This window comes from Nonomuraea phyllanthi, assembly GCF_006334985.2.
Lineage (GTDB): Bacteria > Actinomycetota > Actinomycetes > Streptosporangiales > Streptosporangiaceae > Nonomuraea > Nonomuraea phyllanthi.
Genome location: NZ_VDLX02000013.1, coordinates 1 through 13,448 on the forward strand (window position 1 = coordinate 1; position 13,448 = coordinate 13,448).

General features: G+C 67.1%; 12 protein-coding genes and 4 pseudogenes. 9 read left to right on the forward strand and 7 right to left on the reverse strand.

The features are described 5' to 3' along the window. Positions 1 to 89: 89 nt before the first annotated feature. Together FH608_RS30950 and FH608_RS30955 are read left to right on the forward strand one after the other, a co-directional pair. A pseudogene (locus FH608_RS30950) lies at positions 90 to 236 on the forward strand (ATP-binding protein); the annotation flags it as partial. Between the two features lie 215 nt (positions 237 to 451). Then, positions 452 to 1,081 (forward strand): class I SAM-dependent methyltransferase, encoded by a 630-nt coding sequence (locus FH608_RS30955; RefSeq protein ID WP_139635863.1) that lies wholly within the window; start codon positions 452 to 454, stop codon positions 1,079 to 1,081. Between the two features lie 321 nt (positions 1,082 to 1,402). On the opposite strand, the gene FH608_RS30960 is transcribed toward FH608_RS30955, so the two are convergent. Then, positions 1,403 to 1,618, reverse strand: coding sequence for an integrase core domain-containing protein (locus tag FH608_RS30960; protein WP_139635864.1), 216 nt, complete (start codon positions 1,616 to 1,618; stop codon positions 1,403 to 1,405). 23 nt (positions 1,619 to 1,641) lie between these two features. Between FH608_RS30960 and FH608_RS30965 the strand changes: the two genes are divergently transcribed. Further along, positions 1,642 to 3,042, forward strand: a complete 1,401-nt coding sequence (locus FH608_RS30965; protein WP_193318724.1) for an IS30 family transposase — start codon at positions 1,642 to 1,644, stop codon at positions 3,040 to 3,042. Here the strand turns inward: FH608_RS30965 and FH608_RS51730 are convergent. Beyond that, positions 2,990 to 3,986: pseudogene (locus FH608_RS51730) on the reverse strand (IS3 family transposase). The gene FH608_RS30965 and the pseudogene FH608_RS51730 overlap by 53 nt on opposite strands. 180 nt (positions 3,987 to 4,166) lie before the next feature. Here FH608_RS51730 and FH608_RS30975 point away from each other — a divergent pair. After that, positions 4,167 to 5,179, forward strand: a pseudogene (locus FH608_RS30975) (IS5 family transposase). 404 nt (positions 5,180 to 5,583) lie between these two features. Here FH608_RS30975 and FH608_RS54470 read toward each other — a convergent pair. From FH608_RS54470 to FH608_RS30990, 3 genes are all read right to left on the reverse strand, one after another. Continuing rightward, positions 5,584 to 6,219, reverse strand: a complete 636-nt coding sequence (locus FH608_RS54470) for a GNAT family N-acetyltransferase (RefSeq protein WP_139635866.1) — start codon at positions 6,217 to 6,219, stop codon at positions 5,584 to 5,586. 110 nt (positions 6,220 to 6,329) lie between these two features. Continuing rightward, on the reverse strand, positions 6,330 to 6,707 hold the full coding sequence (locus FH608_RS30985; RefSeq protein WP_226900053.1) for a hypothetical protein: 378 nt from the start codon (positions 6,705 to 6,707) through the stop codon (positions 6,330 to 6,332). Positions 6,708 to 6,961: 254 nt separating this feature from the next. Further along, positions 6,962 to 7,384, reverse strand: a complete 423-nt coding sequence (locus FH608_RS30990) for a hypothetical protein (RefSeq protein ID WP_139635868.1) — start codon at positions 7,382 to 7,384, stop codon at positions 6,962 to 6,964. A 254-nt stretch (positions 7,385 to 7,638) separates the two neighbouring features. On the opposite strand from FH608_RS30990, the pseudogene FH608_RS54745 reads away from it, so the two are divergent. Next, positions 7,639 to 7,953, forward strand: a pseudogene (locus FH608_RS54745) (transposase); the annotation flags it as partial. A gap of 87 nt (positions 7,954 to 8,040) precedes the next feature. Here the strand turns inward: FH608_RS54745 and FH608_RS31000 are convergent. Continuing rightward, positions 8,041 to 9,081: a scabin-related ADP-ribosyltransferase gene (locus FH608_RS31000; RefSeq protein WP_394367712.1), complete on the reverse strand. Its 1,041-nt coding sequence runs from the start codon at positions 9,079 to 9,081 to the stop codon at positions 8,041 to 8,043. Further along, entirely contained in the window at positions 9,081 to 9,383 is a 303-nt protein-coding gene (locus tag FH608_RS31005; RefSeq protein WP_139635871.1) for a hypothetical protein, read from the reverse strand. The genes FH608_RS31000 and FH608_RS31005 overlap by 1 nt, the downstream gene beginning before the upstream one ends. A gap of 250 nt (positions 9,384 to 9,633) precedes the next feature. Here FH608_RS31005 and FH608_RS31010 point away from each other — a divergent pair, with 250 nt between their 5' ends. From FH608_RS31010 to FH608_RS31025, 4 genes are all read left to right on the forward strand, one after another. Further along, the gene (locus FH608_RS31010) at positions 9,634 to 10,329 is read left to right on the forward strand and encodes an RNA polymerase sigma factor (RefSeq protein WP_226900054.1); all 696 of its coding nucleotides are present in this window, start codon (positions 9,634 to 9,636) and stop codon (positions 10,327 to 10,329) included. Continuing rightward, the gene (locus FH608_RS31015; RefSeq protein WP_139635872.1) at positions 10,326 to 10,910 is read left to right on the forward strand and encodes a hypothetical protein; all 585 of its coding nucleotides are present in this window, start codon (positions 10,326 to 10,328) and stop codon (positions 10,908 to 10,910) included. Before FH608_RS31010 ends, FH608_RS31015 begins: the two co-directional genes overlap by 4 nt. Before the next feature lie 278 nt (positions 10,911 to 11,188). Further along, positions 11,189 to 11,791, forward strand: coding sequence for an acyl-CoA-like ligand-binding transcription factor (locus FH608_RS31020; RefSeq protein WP_193318726.1), 603 nt, complete (start codon positions 11,189 to 11,191; stop codon positions 11,789 to 11,791). 73 nt (positions 11,792 to 11,864) lie between these two features. After that, a complete protein-coding gene (locus FH608_RS31025; RefSeq protein WP_139635873.1) occupies positions 11,865 to 13,361 on the forward strand; it encodes an FAD-dependent monooxygenase in 1,497 nt (498 codons plus the stop codon). Positions 13,362 to 13,448 lie beyond the last annotated feature (87 nt).

A 13,448-nucleotide genomic window follows, 5' to 3' on the forward strand; every position in this document is an offset into this window, starting at 1 on the left:
CACCTCACGAATCAGGGAAATGAGAAAGAACCAGGAACCCCCAGCTAGCAGCCAGAATCCTCTGACACGAACATGTGCCACCCCCAGATGGCTGGACCAAGACCTTCACCGACCCCCGGCTATGCGCGGCTATCGTCGACCGGCTCACCTTCGGCGGGAACATCATCGAGACCGGCACCGAGTCCTACCGCCTGGCCCAGACCCGAGCTCGGGTCGAGCAGCGCACCGCAGGCTGACGATCAGGGGTCTGATACTGGTGTGATCGCCTAATCAACTGTCGCCAGTTCCCCGGGGAGTCCAGCCAGCTGGTGACGGACTGTGGTCGCCAGCGGCTTGTCGCGCCACCGGGTGATGGCCTTGTCCTGGTAGCCGAGCGAGTCCGATACGACGGCGCAGGATTCGGCACGGGGCCGGAGAACAGCTGAGAATGGGGGGTGTTAACGTCCTTCCCGTGGCGAAGCACCAGGACGAGACCAGGACGGCCTACGACGGGGTCGTCGAGTTATATGCGTCGATGTTCGCTAACCGACTGGAGACGCAGCCGTTCGCACGGAACATGATCGGCACCTTCGCCGAGTTGGTGCGTGGGACGGGGAATTCGCGGGTGGCGGATGTCGGCTGCGGGCCCGGACATCTGACGGCCATGCTGCACGACCTGGAACTGGATGCCTTCGGGCTCGACCTCTCTCCGGCCATGGTCGACCACGCTCGGCGGGCCCATCCGGCGCTGAAGTTCGATGAGGCCCGGATGGAGGAACTCCCCGTTGAGGACGGCGCGCTCGGCGGCGTGCTGGCCCACTACTCGATGATTCACACCCCTCCTGGGGAACTACCCGCGCTGCTCGCCGAGCAGGCGCGTGTCCTGGCGCCGGGGGGCCTTCTCCTGGTCTCGTTCTTCGGAACCGACGCGCCCGAGCCGGTCCGCTTCGACCACAAGGTGACACCCGCCTATAGCTGGCCGGCGGACCGCTTCGCCGAGTTGCTGGCCGGGGCTGGGTTCGCCACATTCGCGCGGCTGCTCCACGACCCGGCCTCCGAGCGGGGCTTCCTGGACGCCCACTTGCTGGCCCGTCTCCGCTAGAGAACGGGCGGAGGTGGGTGCTGCCATTTCTCACCAACATTTCTGCGCCTGTTGATCGCCAACCGCTGTCCAAACTCACCAACAAACGATGTCTCTACTGACCGACGAAATCAGCTGGCCGGCCGCCTTGCGTTCGTTGGCCTGTTGACGCTTTTGCTGCTTGAGCGCTTCCACTGAACCGCCCCGGCTTTGGTGGAGACCTCAGCGGTTGATTGCTAGGGCTTCGTTGGGGTGGTGCTGAGCGTAGTAGATGGCCTCGAACTCGTCGGGCGGACGGTGTCCGGTGGCTGAGTGCAGGCGGGTGGCGTTGAACCAGGACACTCATTCGGCGGTGGCCAGTTCCACCTCGGCCAAGCTGCGCCATGGGCCTCGGGGCTTGATCAGTTCGGTCTTGTAGAGGCCGATCTGCGATTCCATCAGGGCGTTGTCGAGCGCGTCGCCGACCGTGCCGATGGAGGCGTCGATGCCGGCCGCCAGCAGATGGGTGGTGAACCGGAAAGACGTGTATTGGGTGGATTCAATCGGTGCTCGCAACACCTCGTCGTTGGAGGTGTTGGTGCATGGGCATGGGCAAGAAACAGCAGGCCGTCCGGTTGTATCGCGGTCAGATCCCCTCGCCGGGACGGCCGACTGTCGCCTGGCGACAGGACCGCGTCCGGTTCTGGCAAGCGATCGCTCGAGGGGCGAGCTCGGAGAACGCCGCGGCGGAGATCGGCGTGTCACCGGCGGTGGGGACACGCTGGTTTCGCCAGGCTGGCGGGGTGGGACCATGCCTTGCCCCGACGGTGTCGGGCCGTTACCTGTCGTTCGCAGAGCGGGAAGAGATCGCGTTATGCCGTGCCCAGAAGCTCGGCGTGCGCGAGATCGCGCGGCGCCTGCGGCGCTCGCCGTCGACGATCTCCCGCGAGCTCCGGCGCAACGCCTCGACGCGGACGTATGACGTGGACTATCGAGCGACGGTGGCGCAATGGCACGCCGAGCGCCGAGCTCGTCGGCCGAAGATCGCCAAACTGGCGGCCAACGAGCAGTTGCGCGAGTATGTGCAGCAGCGGCTGGCCGGACAGGTCCGTCACCCGGACGGCACGCTGGTGGCGGGGCCGCAGACGGCGCCCTGGAAGGGACGGAACAAACCCCACCGTCAGGACCGCCGCTGGACGACATCGTGGAGCCCAGAACAGATCTCCCACCGGCTGAAGGTCGATTTCCCCGAGGACGACACCATGCGGATCTCACACGAGGCGATCTACCAGGCCCTGTTCATCCAGGGGCGTGGAGCGCTCAAGCGGGAGCTGGTCGCCTGCCTGCGCACCGGGCGTGCGCTGCGGGTGCCACGAGCCCGCGCCCGGAAGAAGGCCAGCGGCCACGTGACGCCCGAGATGCTGATCAGCGAACGGCCCGCCGAGGCCGACGACCGCGCGGTTCCGGGCCACTGGGAGGGTGACCTCATCATCGGCACCGGCAGATCGGCGATCGGCACCCTCGTGGAGCGCACGACCCGGTTCACCCTGCTGTTGCACCTGCCCCGGATGGAGGGCTTCGGCACGCAGGAACGGGTGAAGAACGGCCCGGCGCTGGCCGGCCGCGGCGCCGAAGCCGTGCGAGACGCGATCACCAAAGAGATCACCGGGTTGCCCGAGCAGCTACGTCGATCGCTGACCTGGGACCGGGGAACGGAGCTGGCGCAGCACGCTCAACTGCGCATCGACACCGGCTTGCTGGTGTATTTCGCCGACCCTCATAGCCCCTGGCAGCGTGGCACCAACGAGAACACCAACGGCCTGTTGCGGCAGTACTTTCCCAAGGGCACCGACCTGTCACGCTGGGATGCCGAGGAGCTGGCGGCTGTCGCGTTCGCGCTCAACACCAGGCCCCGAAAGACCCTCGGATGGAAGACACCGGCAGAAGCCTTCAGCGAGCATCTAAACTTGCTGCTGAGCAGCAGTGTTGCGACGACTGATTGAATCCGAGTTGACTGCCCGCGTCCGAGTGATGAATCAACCCCGGCCCGGCCGGGTGGCCGGTGCGCTCGCGCCGCCACAACGCCATGTCCAGGGCGTCCAGCACGAGGGTGGTGTGCTTGGTCAGCGAGGCGGCCCAGCCGACGATCGCCCGGGAATAAACGTCGACCACGAACGCGACGTAGACCACCCCGCACCAGGCGGAAACGTAGGTGAAGTCGGCCACCCAGGCGGTGTTCGGCCTCTGGGCGGTGAAGTCGCGCTGCAACTGGTCGGCGGCGCGCTCGTGGCCTGGATCGGGCGTGGTGGTGCGGATCTTCTTTCCCCGCCGGGCGCCTTGCAGGCCGAGTGCGCGCATGCGTCGTTCGACGGTGCAGCGGGCCACCTGATGTCCTTCGCGCAGCAGTTGCCGCCAGACCTTGCGGGCGCCGTAGACGCCGTAGTTGGCGGCGTGGATGCGCTGGATGTGGGCGTCCAACTCGGCGTCGCGTACTGCCCGTGCCGAGGGCGGGCGCCTCTTGGCGGCGTAGTAGGTGCTGGTGGAGATGGGGCAGCCGTGTTCGGTCAGGACACGGCAGATCGGCTCGACACCGAACACGTCGGCGTGCTGGTCGATGAAGGTCACGAGTGCGTGTGTGGCCGGTCGAGCTCGGCCGCGAAGAAAGCCGAGGCGGCCTTCAGGATCTCGTTGGCGCGCCGGAGTTCGGCGTTCTCCCGGCGCAGCCGCTTCAGCTCGGCCGACTCGTCGCTGGTGCGGCCGGGCCGGCTGCCTTCGTCGATCTGGGCCTGTCGGACCCAGGTTGCAGTGTCTCCGTGGTGCCGATGCCGAGCTTGGTCGCGACCGCGTTAATCGTGGCCCACTCGGTCGGGTAGTCCGGTCGCACCTCGGCGACCATCCGCACCGCTCGGCGGCGCAGCTCGGCGGGGTAGGGAGACTTACCTGGCATGGACTCGATCCTCTCAAGAGATCAAGTCTCCACCGAACCCGGGGCGATTCAGGCTGGTCGTGCCAGGCGACTTCGATTTCGACATCGACGCCGCCCGGCGTACCGGGTGCTAGGAGCTGTTTGGGGTTCGGATCTTGTGAGGGCCGGTGATCGGCAGGCCGTGGCTGGTAGAACTCGGATGTGGCGCGCTTCGATGTGACCGATGCCGAGTGGGCGTTGATCGAGCCGCATCTGCCGGTGGCGGCGACCGGGCCGCTGCCACGGCGGGTGCGTGATCAGTTCAACGGGATCTTGTGGCGGTTTCGTACCGGTTCGGGCTGGCGCGATGTGCCGGAACGCTACGGGCCTTGGTCCACCGTGCACTCCCGGTTCAACTCCTGGGTCAAGGCCGGGGTGTTCCAGGATCTAATGAACGCGCTGATCGCCGAGGCCGCATCACGGGGGCAGGTCGGGCTGGAGCTGGTCAGTGTGGACTCCACGATCGTGCGGGCGCATCAGGAATCGGCCGGGCTGGCGGTGGCCGGGGAGACGTTGGATGCGCTGGAGCAGGCGCTGACCGAGGAAAAGGGGGCTCCGCTTTGGCAGCAGCCGCCGGTGCTGCGGGTGATGCCCCGCAGGATCCGATCGCGGCCGGTACGTCACCGCAACCGGATCGCGCGGCCGTCCGGCGCCGCCGCAAGGCTCGGGCGAAGGCCGCCGCGCTCGGCCGATCCCGGGGAGGGCTGAGCAGCAAGATCCATGCCGCGGTCGATGCCGCCGGCCTGCCGCTGGTCTTCATGCTCACACCTGGGCAGGCGGCCGACAGCCCGCTTTTTATCACCATCGTGGACAGGATCCGGGTGAGCGGGCCGGTGGGCCGGCCTCGAACCCGCCCGGCCGCGGTGGCTGCGGACAAGGCCTACTCCTCCAAGGCCAACCGCGCCTATCTGCGCCGCCGCCGGATCGGCGCGGTCATCCCGGAGAAGAAGGATCAGCAGGCCAACCGGAAGAAGAAGGGCTCGGCCGGCGGGCGGCCCGTTGCCTTCGATTCGGTGCGCTACCGGCGGCGCAACACCGTGGAACGCTTCTTTCAGAAGCTCAAGGCATGGCGTGGCCTGGCGACCCGCTACGACAAGACCGCGGAGAGCTACGAGGCGGGACTCCATCTGCGGGGCTCGATCATGTGGTTACGGCTCCTCACCACGACCACATGATCCGAACCCCAAACAGCTCCTAGGTGCGCAACGATCGCGGCAGTACGGTCAGCGGCTACCTGATCGGGTTGCCAGTACGGGTCGGTCGAGATGACCGAGAGGACGTCGGCGCTCATACACTCACCCGATTCGCCAGGCCGAACCCATTATCTTGGCCACATGATGCTACCGAATTAGGTGAGGCGCACTCCGACTCCAGGCAGGCCAGGAGGATGGTTGGTGATATGCTCAGGCATCGAGATCGAGAGATTGGGTGACAAACTGAGTGACATCAGGGACGCCCACCACAGCGTGACCATGCACATGAGTGCACATCAAATGTAGAGAGCAGCAAATACGCCAGCTCCAGTGATAGAGAGAGCTACTCTTACAAGCGAGGGGTCACTGGGCCGAGCCCAGGAACACTAGTCAGGCACGCGATGGCTGTTGCCACCCAGATGCCACCACCGCGACCGGGGCCGCCAGGACCCGCATATGACCTCGCACGTCACGGCACTCCTGAACCATTCGCCGCTAACCACTCGCCCATCCGGCAGGGTGTGCTTGGCGGGACCGTCCGTTGGCGTGAACCCGGCCTTAAGCAGGGATTGCCGACAGGCGAAGTTCCCGACCTCGGTCCCCGCGTATATATCCGGAAGTCCCAGGTGCGCGTGCGCCAGGATGCTTCCGAGCATGAACAGTTGCGCCCCCAGCCCCTGACCCCGGTAGTGCGGCGCCAGGTACCCGCCAATCTCAGGCCTGTTCGATCGCGGCGACGCAATCACTACAGCGCCCATAATCCGACGATTACGCCTATTGATAAGCGCGAACCAATTAGGGTCGGCGGGGTCCGACTCATCATCCAGTTCGCGGTTCAGCAGCTCGTCCCGCGAACTCTCGTAGCCTCGCACCACGTCGGAAGGCCAACCTAGCCATCGCTGGGCTTGTTCATCGATGCCGGCCGCCTCGGCTGCCCTCAGGGACCAATAACCAGCCGTCCTTATCACAACCTCGTCGGTCTCTATCACATGAAGCTTTTTCGAGCAGGTGACTCGCATCATGATCGGCCACGGTAGGGCAAGGTGGCGCCCATCGCATCGCAGTCAGGTGTCAGATGAGCAACGGGCCAGTCGGTCTTGGGGCGGCGCTGTGGTTGAACCAGCCTGTGTGATCAGTGGAACCAGACGAAGAGTCGAACGTTCTGCGCACCATGTACTTCGCTGAGTATGCGCATCACGCTCCACACCCGGCCCCAGTCGCTCTCGTCGCCTGCGGCCATGCCTCGGCTTCTCGTGCCGGAACTGTCCGTTTCCATCCAGTCGACAGAGGCGACCTCAGCCCAAGTGAGCCATGTGGCCCCGTATGCATCGTCGGCTCCGCCATAGGCGGCGAACTCACTGACCAGCCCCTTCGAGGCGTCGTGGGGAAAGCCGCGGCCTTCGGCCACAGGGCGAAAGCCGAAAGTGTTGCGGATCCCGAAGAGGCAGGCGAGTCCGTCGTAAGCATTGCCGCGGTTGAGTGGGAAAAGGTCGATGGCGGCCTGCCACACGGAGCCTTTTCCAACCTGATGATGCAGGTCAGGAGCGGTAGGTGCAGGGGGTGGGATACGAAGACGGTTCCGGTAAGATCGCAGTCGACCAAGATCCGCTCCCTCACCGACGGGCTCGTTGCGGCCTTACCCGGTTGCCGTTGCCGTTGCCTCACCACACGGTGGTCCGGTCGGCTGAGTTGATCCAAGCGCCGGTGCCCTGATCCCGTCGATGAAGGGCTGCGGGTCAGTCTTCTCCGGTCTATCTGACGTCGTCACCGCTGGTCGCTGGCTTCCGTTCGTACGATGGGCAGATCTCTACATGCCGTCAGGAACTTCTCGAGATACCAGCCCAGATCGATGAACTCCGGCATATGCGCGATGGTGCGGTAATCCAGCAGAGGGATCAGGGAGACCGACGTCCTATCCTCGTTGAACAGCACGTTCGCGAAGGTCTCCCCGTCGGGCAGCCTGGTGGTTATGCCTACCGCCTCCCCGGCGTCATAGGAGGTGCGCATGTCGTGCTTTGCCTCGGCCAGGCCGTCCAGCGGCAGGATCTTCCAGTCGTAGTCGGTCATGTACCAGATGGCGTCTTCTTCGCGGAGCAACCCCCAACCCATGCGGGCGAGCCGATCGAGGACTTCCATGAAATCGATATCGTGTTTGAACTCCAAGTAGATGGCGACGTCGCGGCTCATTTCTCCTCGTGCCAGATCGATGGAAGGGGGCGCCCTTGGCGAGCGATCTCGCGGCGGATCGCTGAGCGTTCCAGACGGATGGCGCAGGTCAGTAGCGGTAGACGCTGGGGCAAGTCGGCGTTGAGGCTTCTCCGCCCTGATTGTTTAGGTAGTCACGGGTCCGCGCAGGTCGCCTCCGAGATGCGGTGCAAATAGATCACGAACGTAGGTTCCGTGTTGAACCGCCAAGTTCGCACGAAAGAGGTCCCACGCTCGTGACCCGTCGAGTATCGCCCATCCAGGCCATCCGTGCCGAGATCGATGATCGTGACCTGGTCGAGGTCATCGAGGGCGTTGCCCGGCTCGGCGCCCGTCTGATTATCCAGACTGCCGTCGAAGCCGAGGTGGACGCGTTCCTCGGCCGCGCCCGCTACCAGCGTGTCACCACCGCCATCGGTGATGAGGAAACTGCGGTGCGGCCGGGCTATCGCAACGGCCACTGCCCAACGACCGTCAAGACGACCAGCGGCCCGATCACCATCGCCCGGCCCAAGCTGCGCGACACCACCGACAAGTTCGCCTCCCGCCTGGGGCCCTGCCCCCGATCGGCCGGCCCAGCATGGCAGCGTCCTGACTTCAGGGGGTTCGACGGTCACCCGCCTCCAGGAGAACCCCGGTCATGGGCGGTAGTGCGGGTTGACGATGTACTCGCCGAAGGTGCCGCTCCCGGCGTCGTACGGGCGCGCTCCCTTGACGAAACGCCCCTCGATTCCGCCCGGGAACGCCACCTCGCGCTGGTGTGCGGTGCGCAGGGCGGTGCCCATGGTGTCGACGATGTCGATGCCGCCGGGAGCGTCCACGTCGTACAGGTATCTGGTTGGAAATATGTCCATCGGGTTGTCCAGCCTCGTTGTGCTGACGAACGCCGACGGCTCGAACCGCAGGTGCGATTCCAGATCGGTGTTGGCCGGGTCGCGCGGGTAGAAGCCCGACCCGAAGATGTCGTCCGGGTGGCGGTCGTCGGCCCGCCTGAGGATGAGGCGGTCACTACGCCACACCGGCTTCGGCGTGATCGCCTTGACGTTCACGCTTCTGTCCACAGCCGCGCGCAGCGGGTCGGGGCGGCCGCCCAGCCGTGTACGGAGCCCGAGCTGCTTCGGGGAGGCCGCCTCCAGGATCCGGCCGAGCCGCGCGCTGACGCCGCGTGCCAGCGCGCCGCCGAAGAACCGGTCCAGCTCGCGACGGAACAGCACCACGGCCTTCTGAGCGAGCAGCCGGGCGCCGCTGACGTACGCGCGGGCGGAGACGGCCGACATGCCGCCCGTGAACGGCAGCGTGGCGGCGGCCCACGCCAGCACCGCAGCGGTCACCGCGGCCATCCCGATCAGAGTCTTCTTCAGCACCTCGACGATCAGGGCTGCCAGGTCGTGGCTGTCGGCCATGGCGTGCATGGTCAGGGCGAGGCTGGCCAGATGGCGGGAATCGTCGCCCTCGCTGTGGTATTCGGCCCAGAAGTCGTTGAGCGCGTCGATGTGCGCGCCGCTGTTGCCCACGTTCGCGAACCGGATGGCACCGTCGGCGCCGGCGATGACGTCGGTGGCCAGCGTTTCGGCGCAGGTTCGGTAGGCGGTGGCGCAGGTGCGCAGCCCGTCCTCGTTCTCGGTGGGCCAGGGCACGCCGAGCGTCACGAACGTCGTCTCCAGCGCAGGCGGCAGCATCACCGCCACGGGATCGCCTGCTCAATGACGTGCTCGATGGCGACCTCCGTGTCGCGCGACCGCTCCCTCATCTCCCGTATGCTCGCTCCGGTGTCGGCGAGGTTGGTGTGCACGTGGGCGCAGGCCTGCCCGAGCCGCTCGTTGAGCTGGTCCATCACCACGCCGATGAGGCCGATGCCCCAGGCCGAGCGCGAGCCGCCCGCGACGGACGACAACAGCGTCTCCGTGTGCTGTCCGAGTAGGTCGACCGGCTCCTGCAGGTGCCGGGCAGCGCCGGTCAGAGAGTAGTCATCGACCTCCATGGGGAGCCATGCTAGTCGATCAGCGTCTTGGACTTTCTGACGGTATGTGGTAGATCGTCTCACTCGGCCATACGCACCGGCTTCTGTACGGCCGCCAAGAAGTCGCCCGTCCTTCAACTCGAGCATCACCTTGGCCTGTGCGCGGCACACGGCCGTCTACGCGGCCGACGGGCGGATCAGGGCGCGGATACGGGGGCTCGTCTTCGGCGACCACTGGGAGGAGGACGGCGACCCGTCCGCCCTGGCCGGTTTGCGCACCCTGCTCGACGGCCTGGCCCGCGACGACTTCGACGGGAAGCGCGCCGCCGTGTTCACCTTCACAGCTTGTCCGCTTGTAAGGCTTTGGTCGGTTCCTACCAAGTATGGGTGTAGATCGACGAAGGGAGCATGGCCGGTGCGTCGTAAACGGGCGGAGTTCGCCACAGATGCTGCGGCGTTCGAGGCCTTCTACCGGCGGCACGTCGAAGAGATCACGCGGTTCATCGCCCGCCGGGTCGATGATCCCTATCTGGTCGCAGACCTGGTGGCGGATGTGTTCCTGGCGGTGATGGAGTCCGCTCACACCTACCGGCCTGGACGGGGCAGCGAGGTCGCGTGGCTGTACGGCGTAGCACGCAACACGCTCTCGGCTGAACGGCGCAGGTCGTTGAGGGAGTCCCAGGTGACCGACCGCGTGAGCAGGCGGCGGCCGCTGGACAGCGATGACATCGCCCGGTTGGAGGAGCGCATCGACGCGGAGCAGCCCGCGCGGCGGGCCTTCCTGGCCATGGCCGAGCTGCCCGAGGGGGAACGCGCCGTACTGGAGCTGGTCGTCCTCGATCAGCTGACGGTCACCGAAGCCGCGAGTTCCCTCGGCATCCGGTCGGGGACCGCCATGGTCCGGCTGCACCGCGCGCGCCGAACGCTCAAGGATCTGCCCTTCGTCATGGAAGGAACCGGAACATGAGTTTCGAGGAGCAGTTGCTGATGGATCTGAAAGTCGAATTCGCCGCGCGGGCCGAACGCCGTCGCCGTACTGTTCGCCGCATGTCCGTGGGAGCGGCGGTGGCCGGCCTCGCCGCCGCGGTGACCATCGCCGTACCGCTGGTGACCGGCACGGAAAGCCCGGCGTACGCGGTGAGCAAGAAGGCGGACGGCACGGTGGGGGTCGAGATCCGTGAGTTCAAGGACGCCGACCGATTGGAGCGGGACCTGCAGGCGGCGGGCGTCAGAGCGGACGTCACGTACCTTGAGTCCCGCAAGCAGTGCGAGAAGAACAGGGGAATGAGCACTCTTCCGAGGGAAGGGGCCATTCGGCCGCGGGAGGGCGGGCTGGACATCGATCCCCGGCTCCTCGACAAGGACAAGACCCTGGTCCTGGAGTTCGCCGGAAACGACGAGGAAGTCCGCGCAGCGGACCCGCCGAAGACCTGGTGGATACTCACGACAATGATGATCCCCGGCAATGTCGGCCCGTGCGTTGTCGTCGACCGAACTGACTGGGACGACAACGGCGGTCCGCAGGGGCAGCCTCCGGCGGGAAGCTAGCACTCCGATACGGTGACGCCCGCGCCACCGACAGGTCCGGCGCCACGACGTGGAGGGCGGGAGTTGCTCCCTGTACCGGCGTCGACGTTCACCCTGAGATGTGCGGCGGTCCCACGCCCATGATGTCCGGTGGGCGGGCGAGTGCGCGTGGCCGGGCTGCTCGATCTGGGGACGTGGGGAGGAGATGTCAAGCAAGCGCCCGCCGTATACATGCGAGCCGCGCATATTTACGTGGCTCGCATCTTTGCGTAGCGCGCAAGTTTGGGTAGAGTGCTCGTATGGGGCTGCGAGAGCGCAAGAAGGAAGAGACCCGGATCGCGCTGAGCTGGGCGGCGATCAAGCTGACCGTCGAGCGTGGCTTCGACAACGTCAAGGTGGAGGACATCGCCGCCGAGGCGGGCGTCTCGCACCGCACGTTCAACAACTACTTCTCCAGCAAGGGCGAGGCGATCGCGGCCAGGCACTTCGACCGAGCGGTGCAGATCGCCGACGAGCTGAGGTCCAGGCCGGACGGCGAACCTCTGTGGGAGGCCATCACCAATGCCGTGTTCGCCCGGTTCGCGCTTGGCATGCGGGAGGCCGAGCGTCCGGTCGACGAGCGATGGATCGCCGGGGTCAAGCTGATGAACCAGCATCCGGAGCACCGGGGCGAGTTCCTCAAGGCCCACACGGCGGCGGTGGAGGCGCTGGCCGCGGCGGTGGCCGAGCGCACCGGCACCGATGCCGGTCGTGATCTGTATCCGCACCTGGTAGCGGGCGCGGTCGGTGCGGCCGTACTCGCAGCCATCCATCTGTGGCTCCACGGCGACGCGCCGGCACCTTTCGAGGAGTTGCTGCGTGACGCCCTCGGGCAGGTCGCCGCCGGCCTGCCCTTGCCCTGACCTTCCCCGTCTTTCCTGTCGAGGATCAGCCGGCCTGTCGCGCCGGTCGATCCGTCATGCCCGAAGGAGCGCCATGAACGCCGATGTCGTCATAGCCGGAGCCGGGCCCAACGGCCTGATGCTGGCCTGTGAGCTCAGCCTGGCCGGAGTCCGCACCCTGGTCCTGGAGCGACTGCCGGAGCGCACCCGGGAGAACCGCGCCAATGGCCTGGTCGGCCAGGTGGTACGGATGCTCGACCGGCGAGGCCTGTACGAGCGGCTCACCGGAAGCCAGGACCCGCCCCGGCCCGCTCCCGGATTCGTCTTCGGCGCGCTGCCCATCGACCTGAGTGTGCTGGACGACAACCCCCTCTACCTCCTTTCGGTTCCGCAGCTCAGGATCGAGCAGATGCTGGAGGAACGGGCCGTCCAGCTCCATGTCGAGATCCGGCGCGGCCATGAGCTCACCGGATTCACCCAGGACGCGGGTGGTGTGACCGTCCAGGCCGGCGGGCCGGCCGGGCCGTACACGATCGAAACGCGCTATCTCGTCGGCGCCGACGGCGGGCACAGCATCGTGCGGAAGCTGGCCGGGATCGCCTTCCCCGGCGTGACGACCGACGCGACGATCGCGCGCACCGCGCACGCCGTCGTGCCGGCCGAGCTCGTCGATCCGGCCACCGGCCGGCTCGACGTTCCCGGGTACGGATCCATCCCGCCGTTCCTGCATCACCGGACCGAGCGCGGGTTGTTCGTGTACGCGCCCCTCCCGGGCGCCCCCGCGCCGTTGATCTCCACCATGGAGTGGAACGGACAGGACGCCGAGGGGCCGCTCACGCTCGCGGAACTGCGGGCCAGCGCCCGCCGGGTGCTCGGTGTCGACATCGCCTTCGGCCCGCCCGACGGCCAAGGGCCGCACCTGATGCGCAAGCTCAACGGCGGCAACACCCGCCTGGCCGAGCGGTTCCGTGACGGCCGGGTGCTGCTCGTCGGCGACGCCGCCCACGTGCACTCGGCGATCGGCGGGCCCGGGCTCAACCTCGGCCTGCAGGACGCGGTCAACCTCGGCTGGAAACTCGCGGCCGACGTGCGCGGCACGGCACCCGCCGGTCTCCTCGACACCTACGAGTCCGAGCGACACCCGGTCGCCGAGCGGGTGGTCATGTCCTCGCGCGCCCAGTCCGCACTGATCGCCCCGGGCAGCGAGGTCACCGGCCTGCGGGCGCTGTTCACCGAACTCCTCGGCGACCCGCGCAACGTCCGCCGCATCGCCGACCTGATGTCGGGCGCCGACGTCCGCTACGACGTGGGCGTCGACCATCCACTGGCCGGTCGGTGGGCTCCCGACCTGGACCTCAAAGACGGTGTCCGGCTCGCCGAGCTCACCAGGGACGGTCGCCCGCACCTGATCGACTTCACCGGCGGCGACTGGGGACACCCCGCGACCGCGGCACTGCCCGGCTCCGGCGTGCCGTGCACGGCGCTGCTGGTGCGGCCCGACGGATACGTGGCATGGGCCTCCGACGTGCCGCAGCCGGACGCCGAGTCACGTGCATCGCTCCGGACGGCGATCCAACGATGGCTGGGATGACCGGATGGGCGCGCCTCGTGCCAGGTGAGCACCTGAGCCGGCCCTGACGACGCCACAGCATCGCGAGGGCGATCCGGGCCGTTTGCC

Bases quoted from the DNA above. Each gene is read 5' to 3' on its own strand.
- FH608_RS54470 (WP_139635866.1), bottom strand. From the start codon at position 6,219: ATGATGCGAGTCACCTGCTCGAAAAAGCTTCATGTGATAGAGACCGAC.
- FH608_RS31015 (WP_139635872.1), top strand. From the start codon at position 10,326: ATGAGTTTCGAGGAGCAGTTGCTGATGGATCTGAAAGTCGAATTCGCC.
- FH608_RS31025 (WP_139635873.1), top strand. From the start codon at position 11,865: ATGAACGCCGATGTCGTCATAGCCGGAGCCGGGCCCAACGGCCTGATG.
- FH608_RS30965 (WP_193318724.1), top strand. From the start codon at position 1,642: ATGGGCATGGGCAAGAAACAGCAGGCCGTCCGGTTGTATCGCGGTCAG.
- FH608_RS31000 (WP_394367712.1), bottom strand. From the start codon at position 9,081: ATGCTGCCGCCTGCGCTGGAGACGACGTTCGTGACGCTCGGCGTGCCC.
- FH608_RS30990 (WP_139635868.1), bottom strand. From the start codon at position 7,384: ATGAGCCGCGACGTCGCCATCTACTTGGAGTTCAAACACGATATCGAT.
- FH608_RS31020 (WP_193318726.1), top strand. From the start codon at position 11,189: ATGGGGCTGCGAGAGCGCAAGAAGGAAGAGACCCGGATCGCGCTGAGC.
- FH608_RS31005 (WP_139635871.1), bottom strand. From the start codon at position 9,383: ATGGAGGTCGATGACTACTCTCTGACCGGCGCTGCCCGGCACCTGCAG.